Origin of the sequence: Mucilaginibacter sp. (assembly GCF_025362475.1) — a bacterium.
In the GTDB taxonomy this organism is placed as follows: Bacteria; Bacteroidota; Bacteroidia; order Sphingobacteriales; family Sphingobacteriaceae; genus Mucilaginibacter.
In genome coordinates, this window is the sequence record NZ_JANYGH010000041.1 from 1 (window position 1) to 24,785 (window position 24,785).

General features: G+C 42.3%; 21 protein-coding genes. 11 read left to right on the forward strand and 10 right to left on the reverse strand.

Annotation, left to right across the window (positions count from 1 at the left end; translation table 11 throughout):
* Positions 1–303 precede the first annotated feature (303 nt).
* From Q0R88_RS13965 to Q0R88_RS13980, 4 genes are read right to left on the reverse strand one after another with little or no spacing between them, the layout of a single operon-like run.
* Positions 304–1,119 carry a DUF4097 family beta strand repeat-containing protein gene (locus tag Q0R88_RS13965; protein ID WP_295717047.1) on the reverse strand — a complete coding sequence of 272 codons (816 nt, stop codon included), beginning with the start codon at positions 1,117–1,119 and terminating at the stop codon, positions 304–306.
* Positions 1,120–1,130: 11 nt separating this feature from the next.
* Positions 1,131–1,982 carry a hypothetical protein gene (locus tag Q0R88_RS13970; protein WP_295717050.1) on the reverse strand — a complete coding sequence of 284 codons (852 nt, stop codon included), beginning with the start codon at positions 1,980–1,982 and terminating at the stop codon, positions 1,131–1,133.
* 15 nt (positions 1,983–1,997) lie between these two features.
* On the reverse strand, positions 1,998–2,816 hold the full coding sequence (locus tag Q0R88_RS13975) for a zf-HC2 domain-containing protein (RefSeq protein ID WP_295717052.1): 819 nt from the start codon (positions 2,814–2,816) through the stop codon (positions 1,998–2,000).
* Positions 2,817–2,821: 5 nt separating this feature from the next.
* Positions 2,822–3,376, reverse strand: coding sequence for an RNA polymerase sigma factor (locus tag Q0R88_RS13980; RefSeq protein WP_295717054.1), 555 nt, complete (start codon positions 3,374–3,376; stop codon positions 2,822–2,824).
* A 326-nt stretch (positions 3,377–3,702) separates the two neighbouring features.
* On the opposite strand from Q0R88_RS13980, the gene Q0R88_RS13985 reads away from it, so the two are divergent.
* Positions 3,703–4,125, forward strand: a complete 423-nt coding sequence (locus Q0R88_RS13985; protein WP_295717056.1) for a secondary thiamine-phosphate synthase enzyme YjbQ — start codon at positions 3,703–3,705, stop codon at positions 4,123–4,125.
* A 217-nt stretch (positions 4,126–4,342) separates the two neighbouring features.
* Here the strand turns inward: Q0R88_RS13985 and Q0R88_RS13990 are convergent, their stop codons facing one another.
* Both Q0R88_RS13990 and Q0R88_RS13995 read right to left on the reverse strand, forming a co-directional pair.
* Positions 4,343–4,717 carry a DUF779 domain-containing protein gene (locus tag Q0R88_RS13990; protein WP_295717058.1) on the reverse strand — a complete coding sequence of 125 codons (375 nt, stop codon included), beginning with the start codon at positions 4,715–4,717 and terminating at the stop codon, positions 4,343–4,345.
* Positions 4,718–4,947: 230 nt separating this feature from the next.
* Positions 4,948–6,450, reverse strand: a complete 1,503-nt coding sequence (locus tag Q0R88_RS13995; protein ID WP_295717060.1) for an aldehyde dehydrogenase family protein — start codon at positions 6,448–6,450, stop codon at positions 4,948–4,950.
* 156 nt (positions 6,451–6,606) lie between these two features.
* Here Q0R88_RS13995 and Q0R88_RS14000 point away from each other — a divergent pair, with 156 nt between their 5' ends.
* Positions 6,607–7,536, forward strand: coding sequence for an AraC family transcriptional regulator (locus tag Q0R88_RS14000; RefSeq protein WP_295717062.1), 930 nt, complete (start codon positions 6,607–6,609; stop codon positions 7,534–7,536).
* 60 nt (positions 7,537–7,596) lie between these two features.
* Here Q0R88_RS14000 and Q0R88_RS14005 read toward each other — a convergent pair whose 3' ends face one another.
* The gene (locus Q0R88_RS14005; protein WP_295717065.1) at positions 7,597–7,836 is read right to left on the reverse strand and encodes a helix-turn-helix transcriptional regulator; all 240 of its coding nucleotides are present in this window, start codon (positions 7,834–7,836) and stop codon (positions 7,597–7,599) included.
* Positions 7,837–8,149: 313 nt separating this feature from the next.
* On the opposite strand from Q0R88_RS14005, the gene Q0R88_RS14010 reads away from it, so the two are divergent.
* The 4 genes from Q0R88_RS14010 (at position 8,150) to Q0R88_RS14025 (ending at position 11,966) form a co-directional block, all read left to right on the forward strand.
* Positions 8,150–8,467, forward strand: a complete 318-nt coding sequence (locus Q0R88_RS14010) for a hypothetical protein (RefSeq protein WP_295717067.1) — start codon at positions 8,150–8,152, stop codon at positions 8,465–8,467.
* 204 nt (positions 8,468–8,671) lie between these two features.
* Positions 8,672–9,967, forward strand: a complete 1,296-nt coding sequence (locus Q0R88_RS14015; protein WP_295717069.1) for a hypothetical protein — start codon at positions 8,672–8,674, stop codon at positions 9,965–9,967.
* A 145-nt stretch (positions 9,968–10,112) separates the two neighbouring features.
* Positions 10,113–11,129 (forward strand): nucleoside hydrolase, encoded by a 1,017-nt coding sequence (locus Q0R88_RS14020; protein ID WP_295717071.1) that lies wholly within the window; start codon positions 10,113–10,115, stop codon positions 11,127–11,129.
* A gap of 81 nt (positions 11,130–11,210) precedes the next feature.
* Positions 11,211–11,966 carry an HAD-IIB family hydrolase gene (locus Q0R88_RS14025; protein WP_295717072.1) on the forward strand — a complete coding sequence of 252 codons (756 nt, stop codon included), beginning with the start codon at positions 11,211–11,213 and terminating at the stop codon, positions 11,964–11,966.
* 34 nt (positions 11,967–12,000) lie between these two features.
* Here Q0R88_RS14025 and Q0R88_RS14030 read toward each other — a convergent pair whose 3' ends face one another.
* A complete protein-coding gene (locus Q0R88_RS14030) occupies positions 12,001–13,242 on the reverse strand; it encodes an MFS transporter (RefSeq protein ID WP_295717074.1) in 1,242 nt (413 codons plus the stop codon).
* Positions 13,243–13,436: 194 nt separating this feature from the next.
* On the opposite strand from Q0R88_RS14030, the gene Q0R88_RS14035 reads away from it, so the two are divergent.
* On the forward strand, positions 13,437–14,321 hold the full coding sequence (locus Q0R88_RS14035) for an oxidoreductase (protein WP_295717076.1): 885 nt from the start codon (positions 13,437–13,439) through the stop codon (positions 14,319–14,321).
* A 68-nt stretch (positions 14,322–14,389) separates the two neighbouring features.
* Complete coding sequence (locus Q0R88_RS14040) at positions 14,390–15,199, forward strand: AraC family transcriptional regulator (protein ID WP_295717079.1); 810 nt, start codon at positions 14,390–14,392, stop codon at positions 15,197–15,199.
* Between the two features lie 202 nt (positions 15,200–15,401).
* Here the strand turns inward: Q0R88_RS14040 and Q0R88_RS14045 are convergent, their stop codons facing one another.
* Both Q0R88_RS14045 and Q0R88_RS14050 read right to left on the reverse strand, forming a co-directional pair.
* Entirely contained in the window at positions 15,402–16,166 is a 765-nt protein-coding gene (locus tag Q0R88_RS14045; protein WP_295717081.1) for an SDR family oxidoreductase, read from the reverse strand.
* A gap of 246 nt (positions 16,167–16,412) precedes the next feature.
* Positions 16,413–17,318, reverse strand: a complete 906-nt coding sequence (locus Q0R88_RS14050) for an AraC family transcriptional regulator (RefSeq protein WP_295717082.1) — start codon at positions 17,316–17,318, stop codon at positions 16,413–16,415.
* Positions 17,319–17,695: 377 nt separating this feature from the next.
* Between Q0R88_RS14050 and Q0R88_RS14055 the strand changes: the two genes are divergently transcribed.
* Genes Q0R88_RS14055 through Q0R88_RS14065 form a run of 3 tightly spaced genes read left to right on the forward strand, consistent with a single transcriptional unit; the run spans position 17,696 to position 24,706 of the window.
* Complete coding sequence (locus Q0R88_RS14055) at positions 17,696–19,951, forward strand: hypothetical protein (protein WP_295717085.1); 2,256 nt, start codon at positions 17,696–17,698, stop codon at positions 19,949–19,951.
* 57 nt (positions 19,952–20,008) lie between these two features.
* Positions 20,009–21,352, forward strand: coding sequence for a sugar porter family MFS transporter (locus Q0R88_RS14060; protein ID WP_295717087.1), 1,344 nt, complete (start codon positions 20,009–20,011; stop codon positions 21,350–21,352).
* A gap of 15 nt (positions 21,353–21,367) precedes the next feature.
* Positions 21,368–24,706, forward strand: a complete 3,339-nt coding sequence (locus tag Q0R88_RS14065; protein WP_295717091.1) for a DUF5107 domain-containing protein — start codon at positions 21,368–21,370, stop codon at positions 24,704–24,706.
* Positions 24,707–24,785 lie beyond the last annotated feature (79 nt).

The following is a 24,785-nucleotide window of genomic DNA, read 5'->3' on the forward strand; positions in this document are numbered from 1 at the left end:
TGTGCGGATTATAGATTACAGATGTGCAGATGGTTTTGGTGATTTTGTCGATTTTAAGAAGCTGTTTAAAAATAGAGAAAAAGATCGTCATTGCGAGGTACGAAGCAATCCCAAACTGTGCAGATCGGATTTGTAAAGCTAATTCTGTTACCGAATTAGTTGACCTTTACAGCAATGACGGGTGGTTAAATGCTTCATTAGAAGTATAAAAACATTAATAAATCAAATTTAAACAGCTTCTAATAATTAATTGGCTCTTATCATTTTCAAATCTTCAAATCACCAGATTCTCAAATTATTTTCTTACTTCGCCTTCCTGATATAAATACTGCCAAAAGTGGTTTTCATTAATATCTCGGGGCCGCCGCCGGCTATTTTGCCGTATACCCAGTCGTCAATTTTAAGGCCGTACATGCCGTCTTTATTGCTGCGGGTAACGTTGGGTTTATGCTGCTCGGTAGCAACATCAAAGTCAGTAAAGACATCACCACGATCAGATTTTAACTTCACGTTGGCTTTTAAGCCGGCAGGGAAGGTAATATCTATTTTTCCGTTGAGGGTAGAGAACGCCATAGCCGCCTTTGAATCAATAGACCTGAAACTCACAACCACCGGACCGTTAACCGTAGTGGCTACTACCGAGCCGGTGATATCTGTTAGCTTAATTGAACCATTTACGTTTGATACCTCCAGTTCGCCATCAAGGTTGCTGCCATTGATGTCGCCGCCATTTACGGTTGATATTTTAAAGGTATTACCCCCGCTTTTAGGAACTTTGATGGTTAGGTTAACAGGTTTGCCCATGCTGCTGTGTACATTTACCTGGTTATCTTTTTCCTGCGCGCTGATATCCATACCATTGCTGTTTAAACGGCGCATACCACTTACTTTCTCTTTATCTTTTTCACGCTCTTTCCGCTTTTCGTCAATCTGCCCCTCTACTACAATGGTTTTACCTTCGTAACCTATTATTGTTATCGAACCATCAATTAAACCCACATTTAGTTTATAAGGTTTACCAGGATCACTCAGCGGAACAACCAATTGCTCCTGTGCCGATAACCGGGCCGTTAATAGTATGGCTGCTGCAAATACACTTAAAATCTTTATCGTCTTCATGTTATCCTCTGTTATTGTTGTTTTTTGATATAAATATTCCCATTAAGGGTTTCAAATTTGAATAGTTTACCACCCGAGCCAATGCGCACATCAGAGTTGGAATTAAGTTTATACGTAGTACCCCCACCACTTTTTGCTTCAGTTTTTACCACCTTACTTGGCATTACCTGGGCATCGGGAAAATCAGTAAAGAACTGGCCGTTCATACTTTTAAATGACAGATCTGCCGATAAATTGGCGGGGTAAGTAATATTCATCTGCCCGTTTATGGTATGGTATGATGATTCGCCGGGAGGCACAGCGAGGTAATTTACCGTTACAGGGCCGTTTACGGTATGTGCAATAGTAGTGCCCTTGGCATTGATGATCTCTAAAGAACCATTTACGTTATTAACCTTTAATGAACCGTAAACATCCTTAACCGTAATATGGCCATCGTTTACTGTTGAAACAGCCAGGCTCATATTGAATGGCACTTTGATGGTGTATTCCAGTTGTACTATGTAATTCTGGTGATGGTCTTTATCGTCGCGGGTCCAATTGTGGGGGCGGGTATCGTATGGTTCGGCAGTGTAAGCTATTACACTATCTGCTTTTTGGTTAAAGCCCAGCTTAAATTCTTTTTTGGCCAGATCAACATCGGCCTGGGTTTTTCCTTTAATGGTTTGGTCAATTTCCATCAGCACCTTATCGCCTGCGTAGCCTTCTACCTTAATACTTCCCCAAATGTTGTAAACAACCACTATCCCTTTGCCAAAGGTAAACTGTTTGCTGATGTGTTCTTTATACTCCTGGCCGTGTGCCAGTGTTTGGGCAAAGCAAAGCCCCAGCGCCGTAAAAACGGTGATCAATGTTGTTTTCATAAAATGGTTCTTTTTTTAAATGAGTTGTGTTATGGTTTGCCTTATCTTGTCCTTTACGCCAGGATTAAGGTCCTTTTGTTTCAATAGTTGTTTAAATGAATTTACCGATCCTTTTTCCTGCAGTTTAAGCATCACATCGGCAATGGCTGATTGCATCAGCGGCGAATCCTGCTGTATGATGGATTGGATGAGCCCCTGCCTTACTTCCGGGTGCGCAGCCAGGTGGGTCAAAGCATCCAATGTGCTCAAACGTACATTCACATTCGGGTCGTTGTTAAGCGTGGCAAATAAAGCGTCAATCACCTCTTTATCGGCATGCTTGATCTCGCTGGTATAACTTACCCCCTTGATCCGTTCAGATGCGGAAGGATTCTCCAGCAGGGCCAGCATCATGGTTTGCTTTAACTCATGCACCTGCGAGGTAAGGGCCTGCAACTGCTCATCCTGCTTACCGGTGGTACTGGCATGGAAAACAAGGTACCCGCTACCAAAACTGATGAGCACTATAACCAAACTGTAAGCCAATGGCCAGCGTGGCTGCCATTGCCATAAACGGGCCAGCAGCTCTTTAATACTAAACGCCTCTTTTTTCTCATCAACAGATTGCTTGTAGGTATCCAGCATCGCCTTAAATTTTACCGGCATGTGGCCACCTGGCTCGGGCACCTGAATTTCATCCATCAAATCCCAAACCTGTTGTATGGCGGTAAATTCCTGCATGCAGCTTTCGCAGCCTGCCAGGTGTTTTTCAAACTCCTCACGCTCAGCAATAGTTAGCTGTTTACTTATATAATCGCTAAATTTTTCCTCGTATTGCTCACAATTCATCTTCATCCTGTTTAACGTTCCATTTTGGTGTAAATATCCTTTAACTCCTGCATGGCCCTAAAGGCGCGAACTTTAGCGGCACCTTCCGTGATGCCTAAAATTTGCCCTATCTCCTGGTATTTCAGCTCCTGGAAACGGCTCAGGGTCAGTATTTCCCGGTTGTCATCGCTTAGCTTATTCATCGCCATGTATAAACCGGCATTAGCTTGCTTTTTTTCCAGGTGCTCATCGGCACTGGCGCCACCGGGAAGCCTATCGGCCAATTCATTAGCATCATGGTGCGTTCCGGGCAGTTTGCCTTTTTTTTTGACCTCATCTTTCAGCACGTTGCGGGCTATCTGGTACATCCAGGCCATAAACTCGCCCTCGCCGGTAAAACTGTTACGGTACCGCAGCATTTTGTAAAACACAGTTTGCACCATATCCTCGCTGGCCTCGCGGTGATAGGTCATGTGGAACAAAAAGCCATACAACGAACGGTAATGCCTCTCGAACAGCAAACCCATCCTTTCCAAATCTCCGGCTTTTACCCGGAGCATGATCGTGTTATCACTAAGTGCGTTCAAAAAAGGCTCGGTTATTTTAATTTATATATTGGAGACCGCAGAAATTTTAATTGGTTACAGAAAGTTAGAAAAAAATCGAAGATTTTTTTGATCAAGGAGCAAGGATTTTTGGAACAAGGACTTTTAGAGCAAAGAGCAAAGATTTTTGGAACAAAGACATTTAGAGTAAGGAGCAAGGATTTTTGGACAAAGGACAAAAAGAAGGAAAATGCATCCTTCATCTTTTGTCCTAAAATTTTTACTCTAAATGTCTTTGCTCCTTGATCCAAAAATCTTTACTCCAAAAGTGCTTGCTCCAAGAACCTATTCTCAATATATTTAACCTCATGCAAATACATCAGCAAATTCTTCGCCTCCGGGAGCGCAAACGGGGCTTTCATTTAATTACTGCCGAAGTTTTGCAGGCTATACCGCAAATAGCAACGATGCGGGTAGGAGTGATGCAGGTTTTTATTCAGCATACCTCGGCATCTTTAACTATTAATGAAAATGCCGACCCAACCGTGCGGCAGGATTTTGAAATGTATTTTAACAAGGCCGTGCCCGAGAATGATCCCGACTACAGGCATGATGATGAAGGATCCGATGATATGCCGGCTCATTTAAAAGCAGCCATGCTGGGTAGTTCGGTAATGGTGCCTATCCGTAATGGTCGCCCGGCCTTTGGTACCTGGCAGGGTATTTATCTGTGCGAACATCGGAATTATGGCGGCAGCCGCGACCTGGTTATTACAGCCTGGGGCGAGTAGAGTATGAGTTAAACTACTCGGGTATCACCCAGGGAAATTGCGTTTAAAAACTAAATTAAAACTTTCAGCAAAGCGATGGGTTTCAAACCCATCGCTATTTGCCAATATTCTGAGCCAAACAGGGTCATTTAATAGATTTTTCTGGCGTTTGCCCCTTTAAATATTAAAAAGCGATTTCGCGGGATATCTCCCGGCTTATTATAAATGTTTAAGATTTTTATGATTCAAAATATTCTACAGGCTCCAGGTCATTCAACTCCTCATCGGTAAATAAGCGGGAGCGGATAATAAACCGGATACCCATCGGGATCTCGATAGAGAAACTGGACCCCCTGCCGGGAGTAACATCAAGTGTAAGGTGTGTGTGCCGCCAGTATTCAAACTGATCAATGCTCATGAAAAAATCGAAGCCTGCTACTTCGCCAATCTTTACATCACTGCTGCCAATTTTAAATTCACCTTTTTCAAAACACATGGGCGAGGAACCATCGCAACAACCTCCGCTTTGATGAAACATCAGCGGGCCAAATTTGACTTTTAGCTCAGCTATCACCTTTTCGGCTTCGGGAGTAACAGAAACTCTTTTGGTCATGGCAGGTAGGTTATAAGAAATAACAAATTCTTTTTTGCAAAAGTACGGGTCCTTTTTTGGAGCACGCGCAGGTTGAGCTGCAAAATAGCAGTGGCTGCGTTCTTAGTTAATGAAAACACAACCCACCGCTTCTTAATAGGGGAATTGTCTACTCTTTGCTTTTCATCTGGTATTAAAAAGAGGCGCTGCAATAGCCCAATACAATTGCAGCAACCTCAACTCGCCTGGTCTTAAAAAAAGCCCAGTTTGTTCTTATTATAGGAGATCAGCATATTCTTTGTCTGGCGGTAATAGTTCAGCATCATTTTATGATTTTCCCTGCCGAAACCTGATTTTTTATACCCGCCGAATGGTGCATGTGCAGGGTAGGCATGGTAGCAGTTAACCCAAACGCGGCCGGCCTGTATAGCGCGCGGTACCTGGTAAATTTCGTGTGCATCGCGGGTCCAAACACCTGCGCCCAAACCATAAAGGGTGTCGTTGGCAATTTCGATGGCTTCCTCAACGGTTTTAAAAGTGGTAACTGATACAACCGGACCAAAAATTTCTTCCTGGAAAATGCGCATCTTATTATTCCCTTTAAATATAGTTGGTGTTATGTAATACCCGTTTGCAAGGTCGCCATCAAGCTTCAGGGCATCGCCGCCGGCTAATACTTCGGCACCTTCTTTTTTACCAATATCCAGGTAACTCAGGATCTTTTCGTACTGATCATTTGATGCCTGCGCACCCATCATGGTGGTTGAATCCAGCGGGTCGCCCATTTTGATGGCTTTGGTGCGGGCAATTACGCGCTCCATAAATTTATCGTAAATGTTTTCATGTACCAGCATGCGCGATGGGCAGGTACAAACCTCGCCCTGGTTTAAGGCAAATAGTACAGCGCCTTCTACAGCCTTGTCAAAAAACTCATCATCAGCATCGCCAACAGATTCAAAGAAAATATTTGGCGATTTACCGCCAAGCTCCATTGTAACGGGGATCAGGTTTTCTGACGCGTATTGCATGATCAGCCTGCCGGTTGTGGTTTCGCCGGTAAAGGCAACCTTACTGATGCGTGGGTTAGTTGCCAATGGCTTGCCGGCTTCGGGTCCAAAACCGGTAACAATGTTTAATACACCAGCAGGCAGGATATCGCCTATCAGTTCCATCAGCACCATAATGCTGGTAGGGGTTTGCTCTGCAGGTTTTACTACCACGCAACAGCCGGCAGCCAAAGCAGGGGCTATTTTCCAGGTGGCCATGAGTAAAGGAAAATTCCAGGGGATAATTTGCCCTACTACGCCAAGCGGCTCCTGCAGGTTAATGCTTACGGTAAACTCATCATGCTCAGATATACTGCTTTCTTCGGCACGTATGGCGCCGGCAAAGTAGCGGAAATGATCAACCACCAGTGGCAAATCGGCAGCCATGGTTTCGCGGATGGCTTTGCCATTATCAATGGTTTCTACCGTGGCCAGGTAACTTAGGTTATCCTCAATCACCTGCGCTATTTTTAACAGCAGGTTGCTGCGCAGGGTTGCCGCCGTTTTACTCCAGGTTTTAAATGCCTCGGTAGCAGCATCAACAGCTGCGTCAATATCTTCTTTGGTTGAGCGCGCGGCCCGGGTAAAAACTTTGCCATCAATAGGCGAAATATTGTCAAAATATTCTCCTTTGCCGGGCGGAACAAACTTACCGCCAATAAAATTATCGTACTTTTCCTTAAAGATTGGTCTTTGCGCTACACTCATAATGGTTTTTGTTTTTTAATTGGTGTAGCTAAGGTAAGTGCCTATGGCATTGGTTATTTGCACAATGCTATCAATTGGGTGCATTATAGTTTCAATTTTAAATTGAATTATAAAGTATCATTAACTATGCCTAACTTGTTTTAAATTAAGCCAATTATGAATGAGAGAAACCTGGTATCTCCGTTTGCCCTGAGTGGTAAAAAGGAGATACAAACGCTTGTGGAAAATCGTAAGGCATACACTTTAAATCATTGTGAACTTAATATTTACGAAACTTATCAGCGCAGCGAGCTTGTGCCTCTCACTTTTAACGACCTGGTGATTACCAGTATGCTGCGGGGCAAAAAGGTAATGCACTTGTTTGATAAACCCGGCTTTGATTACCTGCCCGGCGAAACGGTTATTGTACCGCCCAATGTTACCATGACAATTGATTTTCCCGAAGCATCTGAGCTTAATCCATCACAGTGTACGGCATTGGCTATTAACCACCAGGAGATAAAAAGTACCATTGATTTTTTGAACGAGAATTACCCGCGGGCCGATGATGATAAATGGCAGCTTAATTACCAGCAGTTTCATTTTTTTAATAACCATGAGCTGGCGCAGCTCATTAATAAGCTCATCAGCATAAGCACCGGCGATGTGCTTACCAAAGATGTGCTGGCCAACCTGACTCTTAAAGAATTGCTTATCCGTATTATGCAGATGCAAAACCTGCACCATGTACAGGAAAACCTGCAGCAACTATCTGCCGGTAACCGGTTTGCTTATATTTTACAATACATTAAAAGTCACCTTACCGAAAAACTGAATATTGACGCCCTTAGCCAGATGGCCTACATGAGCAAAGCCAGTTTCTTTAGAACCTTTAAGTATGAAATGGGGATGTCGCCGGTTGATTATATTATTAAGGAACGGATAGAATTTGCCAAACAGTTATTGCACAACCCGTATTGCAGTATGGCCGATGCCTGCTTTAAAGCAGGTTTTAACAACCAGCATTATTTTAGCCGCGCTTTCAGGAAAATTGCCGGTACTACGCCCAGTTTATACAAGGCAGGGATATTGAAGGTTGTTAATTAGGAAATTTTTACTCGCGCGATTGTTACTAAATGCGGCTTAAATATTCTTTTTTCGCCCTCATCAGGCTGCAAATTCTTTGTCGCCATTGATCACGTCGACAGGGTCTATTTCCAGGATGTCGCAGATCTTGAAAAATCTATCTAGGGTTAGTTTTACGTTTCCTAATTCAATTTTACTGTAGGTATTTTGCGATACATTAAGCTTAGCCGCCAGGTACTCCTGCGAATAGCTTAACTGCTGCCTGGTGTTCCTTATGCTTTCGGCCACCGTTTTTACATGATAATCCCTGGAATTTTTCATGAAGTTGCTTAATTTGTTTTTAACAATTACGTAAAAAAAAACAGGTTGGATTTTAGCTTCAGGCATTTATTGCGATAAAAGGTAGTCGCGCAGGTTGTGGGGGCAAAATCGCTTTTTAAATTTAGTGGGAAGCTTTCCATATTATTGTATTTAGTGTTGCTGATAGTCAATTGTATCACATGACCGATACCGCACATATTCTTGTATCAAAAATGGACGGTGGTTAGTTTTTAATATTGTAAATATTTGATAATCAATTATATGCAACCATGGCATTCGCTTTGCTTCATGTTGTTCACTAAGGGATAGCATCATGAAGCATCATAAACAACTGGAGCGGCGTACATTTTTGCAAGACCGTTTCGACATCCTGATTAAAAGACAAAGGAGTGGCACAGCCACCTTTAACGAACTTACCGAACTTGATGATATTGTGAACCGCGACCCCGCCATACGTGAAAGTATCCTGGTTGAAATGCAGGAACTTGATTCCCCGCCGGATGATCAGCCGCCAGTTGAAGTGCCTGTTATTGATCCTGTAAAAAAGCGTAGCTTGTTTGATATTATTTGGTCGTTTATCAACAGGTTGTTTATAGCCGAAGCAGGAGTACCCACAGCGGTACTGATTTAAATATTTAACAACCTTCCATCTTTTTGAAATGGGGTGAAGAGCCACTTTTTGTGATTTTTTTACAACCGAGATGTGCCAAAACCGGGCGGCAGATGCATCCTGGCCCGGTGCGTGATACTACTTACGCCCTTTAATTTTTTGCCCTTCAATAATTTACTGCCTGATTTATTATATTTAGCCTAAACTAAATCATCGCAATAAAATATGACTACCACTGCCACTACTGAATCCATTTACTGGTCTGGTGCGCAAAAAATAGCATTAAGGTTTTTCCTGGTGTTTTTTTTGCTGTACATATTGTTTAATCCCAATGGCACCATACCATTTTTAAATGCAGCTTCCCGGTACTATATCCAGCCATTTCATAAATTAATTCCCTGGCTGGCTGCACATGTATTACACATGGCCAACCCCGTTACCATATTTACCAATGGCAGCGGCGATACCACTTATGATTACCTCATTATATTGTTTAGCGTGGTAGTGGCGGGTGTATGTGCTAGTGTTTGGTCGGCAATTGACAGAAAGGCCCGCAATTATAACAAGCTGTTTTATTGGGTTTGTGTAATTGTGCGTTATTATGTGGCTATCACCATGCTTACCTACGGCTTTATAAAAGTGATTAAATTGCAATTTCCGTCACCATCTCCCGCCCGCCTGTTGGAACCCTTTGGCAATGCATCGCCCATGGGCCTGGCCTGGACGTATATGGGCTACTCCAAAGGCTTTAATTATTTTACAGGTATAGGTGAGTTAAGCTGTGGTTTGTTGTTGCTTTTTCGCAAAACAACAACCCTTGGTGCACTGTTGGGCGTGGTGGTTGCCGGCAATATTATGGCTATAAACTATTGTTTTGATGTGCCGGTTAAGTTATTATCAACCATGCTGGTGCTAATGTCGTTGTTTTTACTGGTTAAGGATGCTCGGCGTTTAATTAATTTCTTTTTGCTAAATAGGGAAGCCCCACCATCAAACATAGTTCCTCACAGTTTTAAGGAAAGGTGGAAAAACATCACCCTATGTTGTATTAAATATGTTTTTATAATATATGTGCTTGTTGGGTACACCATAAGTAATTTGCAAGCCGCTAAATACTACGGCGATAAGGCTAAAAAGCCACCTTTTTATGGCATTTATGATGTGCAAAGCTTTGTGCGAAACAAGGATACCATTGCGCCGCTTACTACAGATACCAACCGCTGGCGCAAGTTAGTGATTAGCTATGCAGATAATGCGCAGATTAAATTCATGAACGATAGTTCAAAAAATTACAGCTTTAAACCCGACCTAAAGAAACATGTTATTACCATCAATACATACGCAGATACGGTGAACAAGCACTATTTAACTTACACCGAAGCAAAAAATGGCGATCTGCTGCTGAAAGGCAAATGGGACAGAGATTCGCTGACCATCAACCTCAAAAAATACGACCTGTATAATTTTTTACTGCTGCGGCGTGGCTTTCATTGGGTAAATGAGTATCCATTGAACAGGTAGGGAGAATTGGCATCATTTAAAAAGGAGTAAAAGGCAACAAGACTAAAATTCATTTAATGGTTCTTGTTGCTATTATCAACATAGCAAAGTACATGCTTATCAAAAAACGTTTATATTGCCATAGCAAACCAATTAAGTTAAAACCATGATAAGAAAACTATCAATAATAAGCCTTTTGCTGCTTTTTATGCTGCCATGCCTGTCTTTTGCGCAAACGGCCGCTAATGGCAAAGCTGTTGCTGCAAGAATGCGGGTTATTATTGATAATGACTTTAGTGGCGATCCGGATGGCTTATTTGCGCTTACTCATCTTTTGTTATCATCATCGGTGGAGATCAGGGGCATTATTGGTTCGCACCTTAAAGTGGGGGATGGATTTGATAACTCGAAAACCCAGGCAGATAATGCTGTTAAAAAGGCTACCGAACTGCTAAAAATGATGAAGATGAATGGCCGGATGCCTGTAATTGCCGGATCAAACACGGGGATGCTCAATGATAGCACCCCTGTTAAAAGCGCGGCAGTTGATTTTATTATCAAAGAGGCTTCACGTACTGATACTTCCTTGCCCTTATATGTGCTTTGCGGAGCTGGCCTTACCGAAGTTGCTTCGGCTGTTTTAACTAACCCGCAGATAGCCGGTAAATTTACATTGGTTTGGATAGGCGGCGCCGAATACAGCGACCTGGCATTACCGCCACCTAATTATTCAAATCCCGAATACAATCTTAATATTGACATTGCCGCGGCGAGGGTTGTTTTTAACCAGCCGCAATTAAAATTATGGCAAATACCCCGCAATGCTTACCGCCAGGCGTTGTTGCCTTACTCACAATTGCAAACCAGGGTAAAACCTCATGGCGAGATAGGGAAGTATTTAAACAACGTGCTTGAAAACCTCATGATTCGCTTACAGCAATACCATCTTAATATTGGCGAAACCTATATTTTAGGCGATAGCCCGCTGGTGTTGCTTACCGCCTTGCAGTCCTCTTTTGAAGCTGATCCATCAAGCAGCGATTATGTGCTTAAGCCCTGCCCGCGGATAAATGCGCAAGGCGTTTATGAATATAATGCCAATGGCCGAAACATCAGGGTTTACCAGCACCTGGATATTAACCTGATGTTTAATGATTTTTTTGCAAAGCTGGAATTGCTTTAAAGTAGCAATTTACTTTATGCCAGGTGTTAAAATGGAGGAGTAAATTAAAACCAATCTCCTCCTCATCCGTTGGATTAAAACATGAAAAAACTCATTGTTTTTGACCTGGATGGCACTCTTGCAGAAAGCAAGGCGGCGATAGATAAAGAAATGGCCCTGCTGTTTTCCGGCTTGCTGGAAGTAGCCCAGGTGGCTATCATATCTGGCGGCGACTGGCCTCAATTTGAAAAGCAGGTAATAGCACATTTGCCCAAAGGCAGCAAGCTACCCCACTTATCTATATTGCCAACCTGTGGAACCAAATTTTACCAGTACAAGGCATCCCAATGGAAAAAGATCTATTCGGAAGATTTTACACCGGGGGAAAAGGAAAAGATCACCGCGTCACTAAATCAAGCTGTGGAAAAATCGGGATTTAAAGCGGAAAAGACCTGGGGCGATACAGTGGAAGACCGTGATAGCCAGATCACTTTTTCGGCCCTTGGACAAAAGGCCCCCCTGGAGCCTAAAAAAGCCTGGGACCCCGACTTTAAAAAGCGCAAAAAAATCAAGGTGATTCTTGATAAGCTGATCCCGGAGTTTGCGGTGAACCTGGGCGGCGCCACATCTATTGATGTTACCAAGCCGGGAATTGATAAGGCATACGGGATGTACAAACTGCGCGATATGCTGAAAATATCCATCAAAGAAATGCTGTTCATGGGTGATGCTCTTTTTGACGGCGGCAACGATTATCCCGCCCGAACCACCGGTGCCGATTGTATCCAGGTTCGCGATCCGCAGGAAACAAAAAGGGTTATTGAAGCTGTAATTGCTTGTTTGAAACCGGTAGGTTGATCAATAAGCAATTGATTGATGAGAGGTTTTGATCTCACATCTTTTTTTCGATCCTGATCAAAGGTATAGCCGCGAATGCTATCAGTAACATAAAGGCCGCCGTTACCAGGAAAAGGTTCGATCCCAGCGTATGATACAAAAATGCCCCGCTAATGAGGCCAATGATACTGGCCAGGCTACCAGCACTGCCGGCAAATCCTTGTATTTTACCCTGTACCTGTCCGTTCCCGGTATTAGATAACAAAGCGATAAATGAAGGCCACATAAGGCCATTGCCAATTGCAAAAAGAAAGGCAGAAGAATAGATGAGCACTATGTTATTGAATTTTAAAAGCACAAAGCAGGCACAAAGGATCAGGCTGCCGGTAATTACCAACACCGCGCCAGAAACGCGTTTGGCAATAAAGCTCAATACCGGTCCCTCTACTAAAACCATCATCCCGCTTAAAAAGGAGAAGTAGATGCCCAGTTTTAATACTTTCCAATGCAACTGCCCGGCAGCATACACCGGGAAGCCAACATAAAAAAAATTGAAGCCTAAAAATATAAGGAAGTAAAGGACCAAAAAATAAGGTACATAAGGTAGTTTAAACACTTCCTTTAGTCCTTTTAAATTGGTTTGTTTTACGAGAGGAGAGGGAGTAGTGGCGTTTTCTTTTTTAGCCTGGGGTTCACGGATGCGCAACCAGATTACCAGTAATGCCACCAACGAAATAAGTGCGGTTACTACAACCGGTAATATGTTGCCCAATATGGTGGCTCCTAATAAACCAGCCATTAATGGCCCCAAAATAAAACCCATATTTGATGCGGCGGCCATCTGCCCAAAATTTTGTTTGCGATTCTCCTTTACAGAAATATCTGCTACGTAAGCATTGGCAACAGACATATTACCGCCGGTGAGGCCGTCAAGCGCCCGGCCTAAAAAAATGAGCAGCAAGGGGAGACTGAATATAAAAGTGTCGGTTAGCTTTATCTGGTGGTTAGGTATAATTAACCCGGCTAAAAATATGAGCCATGCCAAAAAAGTTCCAGCCTCGCTCAGGAGCAATATTTTTTTACGTCCAAACTTGTCAGACCAATTACCCAGGATGGGAGCGCCTATCAGCTGAAAAACGGAATAGGTGGCACTCATAAAGCCATATACCACCTCATTGCCGCCCAGCTTTAAAACAATAACCACCAAAAACGGGATTACAACACTAAAGCCAAGGGTATCAATAAAGTTTACCAGCAGTATGGGAAACAGGGTTGCTTTAGTGGTATTTGGCGCCATTAGCTTGAGTTTAATACATCATAATACAGGCAGCCTAAAGATAAGTTTTTGATTGTAAATAGTTTGCGTTTTATTATGGCGAGAGATAAGCTGTTTGATTTTATGCACTTTTTAACAAAGTAACTTGAGCTTTTTAACAAAGTTGAGGTTGTAAATACACCCGATATTTGTTGTAACAAAAAATTAAAAAAGACATGGAAAAAATTTGGTTTATAACAGGCAGCTCCCGCGGATTGGGACGAAGCCTTACAGCAGCAGTACTTGCCAATGGCGATAAAGTAGCAGCGACAGCACGTAATACAGCACAATTAAAGGATCTGGCAGATCAATATCCTAACCAGTTATTACCTGTTCAATTGGATGTAACCAACCAGGAGCAAATAAATGCCGCGGTTGAAAAAACAATACAACACTTTGGGCGCATTGACGTATTGGTGAATAATGCCGGGTTTGGCATCACCGGTGCCGCAGAAGCTTATACAGATGAGCAGGTGCGCAGCCAGTTGGAAACAAACCTGTATGCTCCCATTGCCATCACACGCGCGGTATTACCTTATATGCGTAAGCAGCGGTCGGGCCATATATTGCAGATCAGCTCCATTGGGGGCAGGGTTGGTTCAGCAGGGGTTACTATTTATCAATCGGCTAAATTTGGTTTAAGTGGTTTTAGCGAGGGTTTGGCCCAGGAGCTTGCGCCTTTGGGGATAAAAGTAATTGTGATTGAACCGGGTGGTTTCCGTACAGATTGGGCAGGCGACTCGATGACCTATGCAAAATCCATTGAAGGCTATGAAGATTCTGTAGGTAAAAGGGCCGACTTTTTTCAAAGTGGAAAATTTGTGCCCGTGGGCGATCCTGATAAGGCTGCCAAAGTAATGATTGATATAATTAAGGAGCCAAAGCCACCTTTGCATTTGATATTGGGCAGCGAAGGGATAGCTATTGTGAAAAGTTCTGAGGCGGTAAAGCTGGCCGAGCTGGAAAAGTGGTTCGATGTTAGTATCTCAACAGATCATGATGAGGCAGATAATTTCTTTGAATCTGAACAAGGTAAAGCATACCTCAACCTTAAAAAATAAATTATCAATAAATAATAACAGCACAGGTAAATAATCCTGTACTGTTATTATTTGTAAATTTGAATTACATGCTTAAACAAGAAAAAGAACAGGTACTGCGGCAAATAAACTATTCCTGCTACATAGCCAGGAGCAGGGAAGGCGAGCAATTTGTGCCGGAGCATGTTTTTAGCTACCAGATAGCGGGCTCGCTCACCATAAGCGATGCAAATAATAAAATATATACAGTAAAAGAAGGCGATTTTAGATTGAGCAAACGTAACCACCTGGTTAAGTTTGTAAAGCAGCCTCCTTTAAATGGCGAGTACAAGGCCTTGTCCGTTTATCTTGACCAGGAAACATTGCGTAATTTCAGTATTGAATATGGTTACCAATCGGATAAGCACGATACCGGGGATTCATTTATTAGCCTAAGGCCCGATCCGCTTTATAAAAGCTTTATGGAGTCATTATTGCCTTATCAGCAAACAGGGCATACTATCAGCAATGATCTGCAACGCTTAAAGCTGCGTGAGGCTATCCTGATTTTACTCCAGGCAAACCCCGGGCTTAAAGATGTTTTATTTGATTTTAGCGATCCTGGTAAAATAGATCTGGAGGGTTTTATGAATAAAAACTACCATTTTAATGTTCACCTTAATCGCTTTGCTTATTTAACAGGCCGTAGTCTTGCTACTTTTAAGCGCGATTTTGAAAAGATATTTCATGTTACGCCCAGCAGGTGGCTACAACAGCGCAGGTTACAGGAGGCTCATTATCTTATTAAAGAAAAAGGGCAGGCCCCGTCAGATGTTTACCTCGATTTGGGCTTTGAGGATCTGTCCCATTTTTCGTTTGCGTTTAAAAAAACTTATGGTGTTGCACCATCCAGAATTTAATTATTAATTAAGTAAAATCTTGTCGGATTGCCTGATTACCAGTATTTAAAATATTTTTCACAAAATGTAACCCTATCGTTTTAATTAACGTACAAAAAGTTGTAAAAGGTTAGTTAATTTATTGGTTTGAATTTTTGTTTTTGAAACTCCCGGATGCCAACCGGGAGTTTTTTATTTAAACCGGGAGTTTAAAATGATATTCTTAAAGGTTCATTCCGCCCGAAACTTCTATCCTTTGTGCGTTTATCCAACGGGCTTCTTCGGTACATAAAAATGCAACTACACCGCCAATATCGTCGGGTAAGCCAACGCGGCCCAATGCGGTTATACCGGCAACATGATCATTTACATGTTGGTTGTCACGTACCAGGCCACCGCCAAAATCTGTTTCGATAGCACCGGGGGCAACTACATTAACCGCAATTCCACGTGCGCCTAATTCTTTAGCCATATATCTTGTTAGTACTTCAATACCGCCTTTCATTGATGCATAAGCTGCATAACCTGGCATACTGAAACGGGCCAAACCGCTTGATATGTTGATGATGCGGCCACCATCATTAATAATTGGCAGCGCTTTTTGGCTTAAAAAGAATACGCCTTTTAAATGAATATTGAAAAGCAGATCGAAATCTTCTTCCGTAGTTTCGGCAAAAGAAGCGCCAACGCCAATACCTGCATTGTTTATTAAAAAGTCAAAATGATCGGTATTAAAAGTGTCTTTCAGCACAGCTTTTACCGCGGTAAAAAAGCTATCGAAGCTTTTAACATCGCCGGCATTGAGTTGTAAGGCCGCGGCTTTAAGACCTGCTTTCTCAATTTCGGCCACTGCTGCCTGTGCCTCGTCCTGTTTGCTGTGATAGGTTAGTATTACGTTAATACCTTTTTTAGCCAGGCTTAAGGCCATGTTTTTGCCCAACCCGCGGCTACCACCGGTTACAAGGGCTATTTTATTTGTTAGTTCCATTTTGCTGTTTTAATTTGATAGCACAAAGGTAAATGGTAAAATACCGGACGGTTTGCATACATCAATCCAATGTTTGCGAAATTCAAATAGGAGGGGATGCTTAAGGCAAAAAGCTAAAAGCAAAAAGCCGAATGCTATATTAATATATTGGACCAGGTTGATTTCAAAGCTTTGGGCTTTCAGCTTTTTGCTTTTAGCTTTTAGCTTTTAGCTTTTCGGCTTTTCGCCTTTTGCTTTTCGCCTTTTTTAGCTTGCTTTAACTTTCTTTCTGTATTCGTTAGGCGAGCTTCCCATCAACTTAGTAAACATCCTTGAAAAATAATATTGATCCTCTACCCCCAAAGTTAAAGCTATGTTTTTGATAGACATGGATGTAAACGAAATATACTGACAGGCCTTTTGAACTTTTAACTGGTTAAAATACTCTATTGGCGAATAACCTGTTTTGGCCCTGAAGATAGCCGAATAGTGTGAAGTGGATAATTTAGCATAGCTGGAAAGGTCATCCAGCCTGATCATGGTATTGATGTTTTCCTGCATGTAGTTGATGGTCTTTTCCACAATATCATCATCTGCTGGCTTATCGTCAAAATGGTTAAACTTATCCTCATATATCAATGACGACAAAAAGTGCGAAAATATCATGTTTACGTAGCGCAAGGCATCGCTGCTATAGCCTTTCTCCAGGTTAAAGCATATATCCTGGAACAGCTTTATGCGGTCTTCATTAAAAGATAGGTATGGCTTGTAATTTTCAGAGTTCTTCAGGATCAGTTCCACTATAAATGCAGCTATTTCGCCTTTAAAATGTATCCAGTATATTGTCCATGGTTTATCCATGTTGGCTGCATACTTATGTGGTGTATTGGCAGGTATAGCAATAAATTGCGAAGGTGACACCTCCACTTTTTTCTTATTGATCTCCAGCCAGCCATAGCCCTCGGTGCAATAAATAATAATATGCTGGTTTATTCCATTGGGGCGCTCGGCGTAGTGGTGCTTTGCTTTGGGGTAGTATCCAATATCAGTGATGTAGATCTGTTTGGTCACCAGGTCTTTGCTTAAAAAATTGGTAATGATCTTTTTAGGTACTACAATAAGCTTTTGTCCCTCAAAACCATCTCTTCGCCTTAGAACAATATTTTTGATCATTTTTTCACTATCGATACTATTGTATTTTAATCTTTAGATTAATTGGATATTCCTGAAATACAAACATTCATAAAAAATCTTAAAATACCATCATATAAGGTATATAAGTTGCAAATAAACATTTAGCTTCCTGTCGTAATAAAGTCCATCATTATCATAATATTACCTATTTTATTATCTCATTTAATCCATGAGATTTACATCGCAACCAATTAGTGATACAGTCAACATTTAATGCTTCCTGATTTTTCCTTTTTTTGATTGAATGAGAATTTGAGCGTTGTTTTTTTACAGGACGATAGCAGCGAAACTAAAGGATAAGCACAGCTTAAAAAGCTTTAAATAAAGACATCGATAATAGCACATAATTAAACTAAATGCAGCATTTTAACTTACAAGTTAGCACGTACAAATTAAGCTGGATAAAACTAAACTGTTTTGTTGCCGCGCTTATTTTAACAATATCGGGAAGTGTACTATATGCGCAGCCAATTCAAAAAAGCGCGGATAATGCTACTATCAGCAACCCGCAATTGAAAATCAGCGTTGATAAACTTACAGGGACGGTTAGTTATTTATTTGCCAACGGGATGCGTATGGATAATACCGTTGCTTATGTATCGGATTTAAATTCCCGTAATTTTTCGACTACCGATTTCTCATCGCATAATTGTGAAGTTGCACAAATCAATGATAACGTTGGCAAAGGCATCAGTCTTACCGTAAAGCATAGTGATGGTAACCATAAAATTGTTTTGATACAGCGCATTACGCTATATGAAAACAAGCCGTATGCATTGATCAATGTAAGTGCTACAAGTACAGATAAACCCATCGAGACCAGGGATATTAGCCCTATAGCTATCCTTCCGGCCTATAAAGGCAAATTATTTATCCCCGGTACCGAGCCCCGTATCCTGGATGTTCCGTTTGATAATGACGACTGGACACCCACATTAGAAAGGACTTGGCCCAAAGCAAACTCACCCAAAAATACAGGCATCAGCTATGAATTTGTAGCTATTTATGATCAATTAAAAAACTCTGGCCTGGTTATAGGTAGCGTGAACCATGATTTCTGGAAAACAGGCTTAGCTTATCAAGCAGATACCCAACTGGGCTATGTTGATTCGTTAAAGGTTTTTGGTGGCGTAGCTACAGCTGATAATCCATCTTTAAAATCGGCATACGGTGGTTTGGATGGTACGCATGATCATACAGAACACGGTACTATGCTGGGTAAAACGGTGAGCTCCCCAACTATTTATTTATGCGGATTGGCCAATGTACATGACGCGTTTTTGGATTACGGCAGGGTAAACTCAATCATCAATGGTAAACAAACCTGGAAAGGTTATGCGCCGGTTTACTGGAATAGCTTTGGTGTGGAAGGCGTATTGGGTTACGAGGGAGTAATGATGCCCCCTGCTGTGGAACAGATCTCGGATTTTATACATTCTATGCCAAATTTCAGCACTTATTCAAAACCGGTATTGAGCATTGATTCATACGACCAGGCAATTTACTCAACTGAAGTTTTAAAATCTATAGGCGAGTATGGTGCTAAGAACGGTCAGCAAATGGGTTTTTATTTTATCCCTTTTGCCATGTGGGCCTGGAAAGATGATATTAAAGGTAAAAAGGTACCCGGTTCTAATTATGATTTAAAAGATGTTTTACTGCATGATAAAGAGGGCAAGCCCATCATGTACAAAGATGGTAAATGGGGCGCATACGCTATGGATCCAACACATCCTGCTATCCGTTTGTACATCATTCAGCAACTAAAAAAGGCCAAAGCTATCAACGCTAAATTTTTAAAGATTGATTTTCTTACAGCCGGCGCGCTGGAAACAACAAGACGCTACGATGTAAATGTACGTACCGGAATGCAGGCCTATAACTATGGGATGAAAACGCTAAGGCATTTGGTTGATTCCGTTATGGGTAAGGATATTTTTATCACGCAGGCCATTTCGCCACTGTTTCCGCACCAATATGCACATACCCGTTTTGTATCCACCGATGTGTATTCGCACTTGCGCGATGATCAAAAGGGCTTTCCGGGCTGGGGTAGTACCGAATCATCATTAGCCACAGGATCACATATGGGCTGGGTTCAGGGTACTTTGTTCCCGTATACCAACCTGGATGTAAGCATCATGAAAAACTTCCAGAGAAATCCTGATCTTAACGAGCAGGAAATAAAGGTGCGCTTATATGCCATGATGGTGATGGGGAGCATTCTGGGCGATGGATCTGATTTTAGGAACCCGCTTGCGGCCTATCGGGCACAGGAGTTTTTAAACAATAAAAATATCGCCGCCTTTTTTAGCGATCCTAAAGCGTTTATCCCATTAAAAACTGCTGATGGTGAAACATTTGATCAGCAACTATCATTTTACCTGCCCGGTGATAACACCATGTTGGCCTTGTTTAATTTCGACCTGAAAAACGATTTTAAGCAGGTATTCAGCAGGGAAAGCCTGCATCTTGATGCGCATAAAAAATATGAGTTAAGAGACTTTTTATCAAATGCTGTTATTGGCGAATTAAAGGCCGATGTACCCGAAGTTACCCTGAGCGCGGCCCCGGCCGATGCGGTATTGATAAAACTTGTACCAATAAATTGACCATTGAAAATAAATTCGATATTATGCCTATCCCAATTAATACATACAACCTAAAAAATGAGTAGTTCAAAAAGCTTTAACAGTAGTTACATTATCGGCATCTCCTTTATCTCGGCCCTCGGGGGATACCTTTTCGGGTTTGATTTTGCGGTGATATCCGGCGCATTGCCTTTTTTGCGCACACAATTTGCACTTACCCCGGTATGGGAAGGTTTTTTGACCGGCTCGCTGGCCCTGGGCTGTATAGTTGGCTGCCTGCTTGCAGGTAATATTGCCGACCGCTATGGCCGCAAACCTGGGCTGATCATAGCTGCTTTAATTTTCGCTATATCATCTATCGGGATTGCGTTTTCGGCTACGTTAACTTACTTTTTAATCCTGCGCTTTGCAGCCGGGATAGGAGTAGGTATGGCCTCTATGCTTTGCCCAATGTACATAGCCGAGGTTTCGCCTGCCGAGGTTAGGGGGCGCAATGTGGCCATCAATCAACTTACAGTGGTTATAGGAATATTGATCACCAACCTGGTTAACTACTTCCTGGCCGATCACGGTGCTGATTCATGGCGATGGATGTTTGGCTTGGGGGCTGTGCCATCTGCCATATTTTTAATTGGGGTTACCTGGCTGCCCGAAAGCCCACGGTGGTTGATGAAATCCGGTCAGCTGGATAAAGCAAAAGTGATACTGAATAAAATAGGATCTCCGGATTTTGCAGATGCCACCTTTAAAGCTGTTGAAAAATCACTGGTTGGGGCAACAAAGCAATCCTATGCAATGGTGTTTGAAAAAGCTGTTCGCCCTGCGGTCGTTGTAGGTATCACGCTGGCTGTGTTTCAACAGTTTTGCGGTATCAATGTGGTATTTAATTATACCTCAACCATATTTGAATCGGTAGGAGCAAACCTTAACCGGCAATTGTTTGAAACCGTTGCTATAGGTGTAGTAAACCTGGTATTTACCTTACTGGCCATGTGGCAGGTTGATAAACTTGGCCGCCGCCCACTAATGTTATGGGGTTCATTGGGTTTATCTGTCCTTTACATTGTACTGGCGTTCCTGCTGCAAAATCACTTCCCGGCAGGGTTGGTATCCATATTTGTATTGCTGGCTATCAGCACCTATGCAATTTCGTTGGCACCTGTAACCTGGGTATTAATTTCGGAGATATTTCCTAATAAAATCCGTGGGGTAGCTTCATCTGTAGCCATCGTTTCGTTATGGGGAGCTTACTTTATACTCGTTTTTACCTTCCCAATCCTTGCAAAAATATTAGGTGCTTACGGGCCATTTTACCTGTATGCGGCAATTTGTTTTGGTGGCTTTCTGTTTGTAAAAGCCAGGGTAAAGGAAACAAAAGGTCAAACTTTAGAGGAATTAGAAGACAATTTAATAAGACATTAATAATACATAGTTAGTATGCAAAATTCAACTGTTTCCGTTTGGGAAGAGAAAGTAATTATCCCCACCTATAGTGTTGGCAAGCCAGATAAAAACCCTATGTTTTTTGAAAAACGGGTATACCAGGGCAGTAGTGGGGTGGTTTATCCAAACCCGGTAATTGAAAAAATTGTCGATGAAAAAGAAGACAAGGAATATACTGGTCTTTTCCTGGAAAATAAGTATCTGAAGGTGATGATATTGCCTCAGTTGGGAGGTCGTATCCAAACGGCTTTTGATAAAATAAAACAAAGGCATTTTATTTATCACAACCAGGTAATTAAGCCCGCGTTGGTGGGTTTAACTGGTCCATGGATCTCTGGTGGTATTGAGTTTAACTGGCCCCAGCATCACCGCCCCAGCACCTTTGATCCGGTTGATTATAAGCTGGAAGAGCATGCGGATGGCAGCAAAACCGTTTGGGTTAACGAGGTGGAACGCATGTTCCATACCAAGGGGATGGCGGGTTTTACCCTACGCCCCGATACCGCTTATATCGAAATAAAAGCGAAGCTGTTTAACCGCTCGGCGCTGCCGCAAACTTTTTTATGGTGGGCAAATCCGGCTGTTAAGGTGAATGATTACTACCAATCTGTATTTCCACCTGATGTGAACGCGGTATTTGACCATGGCAAACGCGATGTGTCTGATTTTCCGATAGCTACCGGCACCTATTATAAGGTTGATTATTCGCCGGGTACAGATATCTCGATGTATAAAAACATACCTGTGCCAACCTCGTACATGGCTATCAATTCTGACTATGATTTTGTAGGTGGATATGAGCATGACTCACAGGCGGGCCTGTTGCACGTGGCGAATCATCACGTATCGCCGGGTAAAAAACAATGGACCTGGGGCCACAGTGACTTCGGCCAGGCCTGGGACAGAAATCTTACTGATGAGGATGGTCCATACATTGAGCTGATGACCGGTGTATTTACTGATAATCAGCCCGATTTTAGCTGGCTGATGCCTTACGAAGAAAAAACATTTACCCAGTACTTTTTGCCGTACCGGGAATTGGGTATGGTGAAAAATGCATCGAAAGATATTTTATTGGCCTTAAGCAAAACAGGCGATAAGGTAACCATCAAAATACAGGTAACTTCTGCACAGCCAAACCTGAATATCAGCCTGACTTATCAAGGCGAAGAGTTATTTAAGCAAAGCACGACTATCTCTCCCGAAAATGTTTTTGTACAGGAACTAACGGCTGATGTGAACGAAAATGAGTTGCTGCTCATCATCACTAATGACAATAAACAGGAAGTATTAAGATACGAGCCTGCCAAAAACAAACAAAACGAATTGCCAACCGCAGCTAAACCCGCTTTGCAGCCCGAAGCAGTAGAGAGCGTTGAACAGTTGTTTTTAACCGCCCAGCACCTGGAGCAATACCGCCATGCTACCTATAGCCCGGTGCCATATTATGAGGAAGCATTGCGCCGTGAGCCTACAGATATTCGTAATAACAACGCGCTGGGTAAATGGTTTATCCGCAAAGGCCAGTTCGCGAAGGCCGAGCCGTTTTTAAGAAAAGCGGTAGAAACCAGTATTCAGCGCAATTTTAACCCTTATGATAGCGAACCATATTACAATTTGGGTTTATGTCTCAAATATTTGGATCGTGCAGATGAGGCTTATACTGTATTTTATAAATCTACCTGGAGCAATGCCTGGAAAGATACCGGCTTTTTTGCGGTAGCGCAGATAGATATGGCCCGCGGTCATTTTTCATTGGCTTTGGATCATATTACCCAATCATTGGATAGGAATGCCAATAACAGCAAGGCATACGTAATAGCGGCGGCCGCACTGCGTAAACTTATGCAGTTTGATGTGGCCCTTCAGTTTGTCGATGTGGCTTTGGATAGGGACGGCTTTAATCTTGGTGCTATTTTTGAAAAAATACAGGTATACAAACAGGCAGGTGACGTAGAACAGGTAGAAAAATGCCTTGATAAGTTGTTAGCACTCTCAAGAAATGATGATCAGAATTTTATAGAATACGCGTTGGATTATGCTGCAGCGGGTTTATACGTTGAAGCAGTTGAGTTACTGAAACTGACGCTAAAAGAAAAGGGCAATAACCCAATGGTTTATTATAGCCTTGGATATTTTAGCCATAAAAGTGGTTTGGGGGATGACGCTAAAAAATGGTTTGAAAAGGCTGCTGCTGCCGATTCTTACCTGTGCTTTCCTAACCGACTGGACGAAGTGAATATATTGCAGCTTGCTATTGAAGTGAATGCTGCAGATGCCAAAGCTCCCTATTATTTGGGTAACCTTTTTTATGATAAGCGCCAGTATGACGAAGCGGTAAGTTACTGGGAAACGTCGGCAAAGCTGGATGAAAATTTCCCTACTGTTTTCAGGAATTTGGCTATAGCTTATTTTAACAAGCAAAATGACCAGGTAAAAGCGCTTGCTTATTTTGAAAAGGCATTTTACCTGGATGTTACTGATGCAAGGGTTTTGATGGAGTTGGATCAGCTCTATAAAAGACTGAACTATCCTACAGAGAAACGTTCGGAATTTTTAGAAAATAACCTGGAAGTAGCTTTGCAGCGTGACGACGTTTACCTGGAAAGAGTTACCCTGCTTAATTTGGCAGGCGAATATGAAAAAGCGCTTGGATTATTGATGGACCGTCAGTTTCATCCATGGGAGGGCGGCGAAGGCAAAGCTTCTGGTCAGTATGTGTTTAGTATGGTGCAATTAGCCAAAAAATACCTGGGCGAAGGCGAATATAATAAGGCCATTGCCAATCTCAACGCGGCAAAAAGCTATCCTCATAATTTGGGCGAAGGGAAATTGTACGGCACACAGGAAAACGATATTGATTATTGGTTGGGTTGCGCTTATGAAGGCTTAAACCAAACAGAAGCTGCAAATGAGTATTATAAACAATCAACTGTTGGTTTGGATGAGCCATCTGCAGCTGTGTTTTATAATGATCAGCAGCCCGACAAGATTTTTTACCAGGGTTTAAGCTGGGAAAAATTGGGCAATAAAGAAAAAGCCACGCAAATATTCAACAAACTGCTGGCCTACGGTAAAGCCCATGAAAACGATGTGGTGAAGATAGATTACTTCGCCGTATCACTGCCCAACTTATTGATTTTTGATGACGACCTGGATATGCGCAACTGCGTTCATACTTACTTTTTACAGGGCTTGGGTATGTTGGGGCTCGATAACTTTGAGGCCGCACAAGCGATGTTTATCAAAGTTATTGATCTTGATGCTATGCATGCCGGGGCTAAATCTCACCTGGAGATGGCAAGGCAGCAATTAAACGTATCCAATTATTAATAAAGGGTTTACAATATTCAGCCGGGTTGATGTGGCAAACATTTACCCGGCTTATTAAGCTTATGCTTCAGCCTAAATA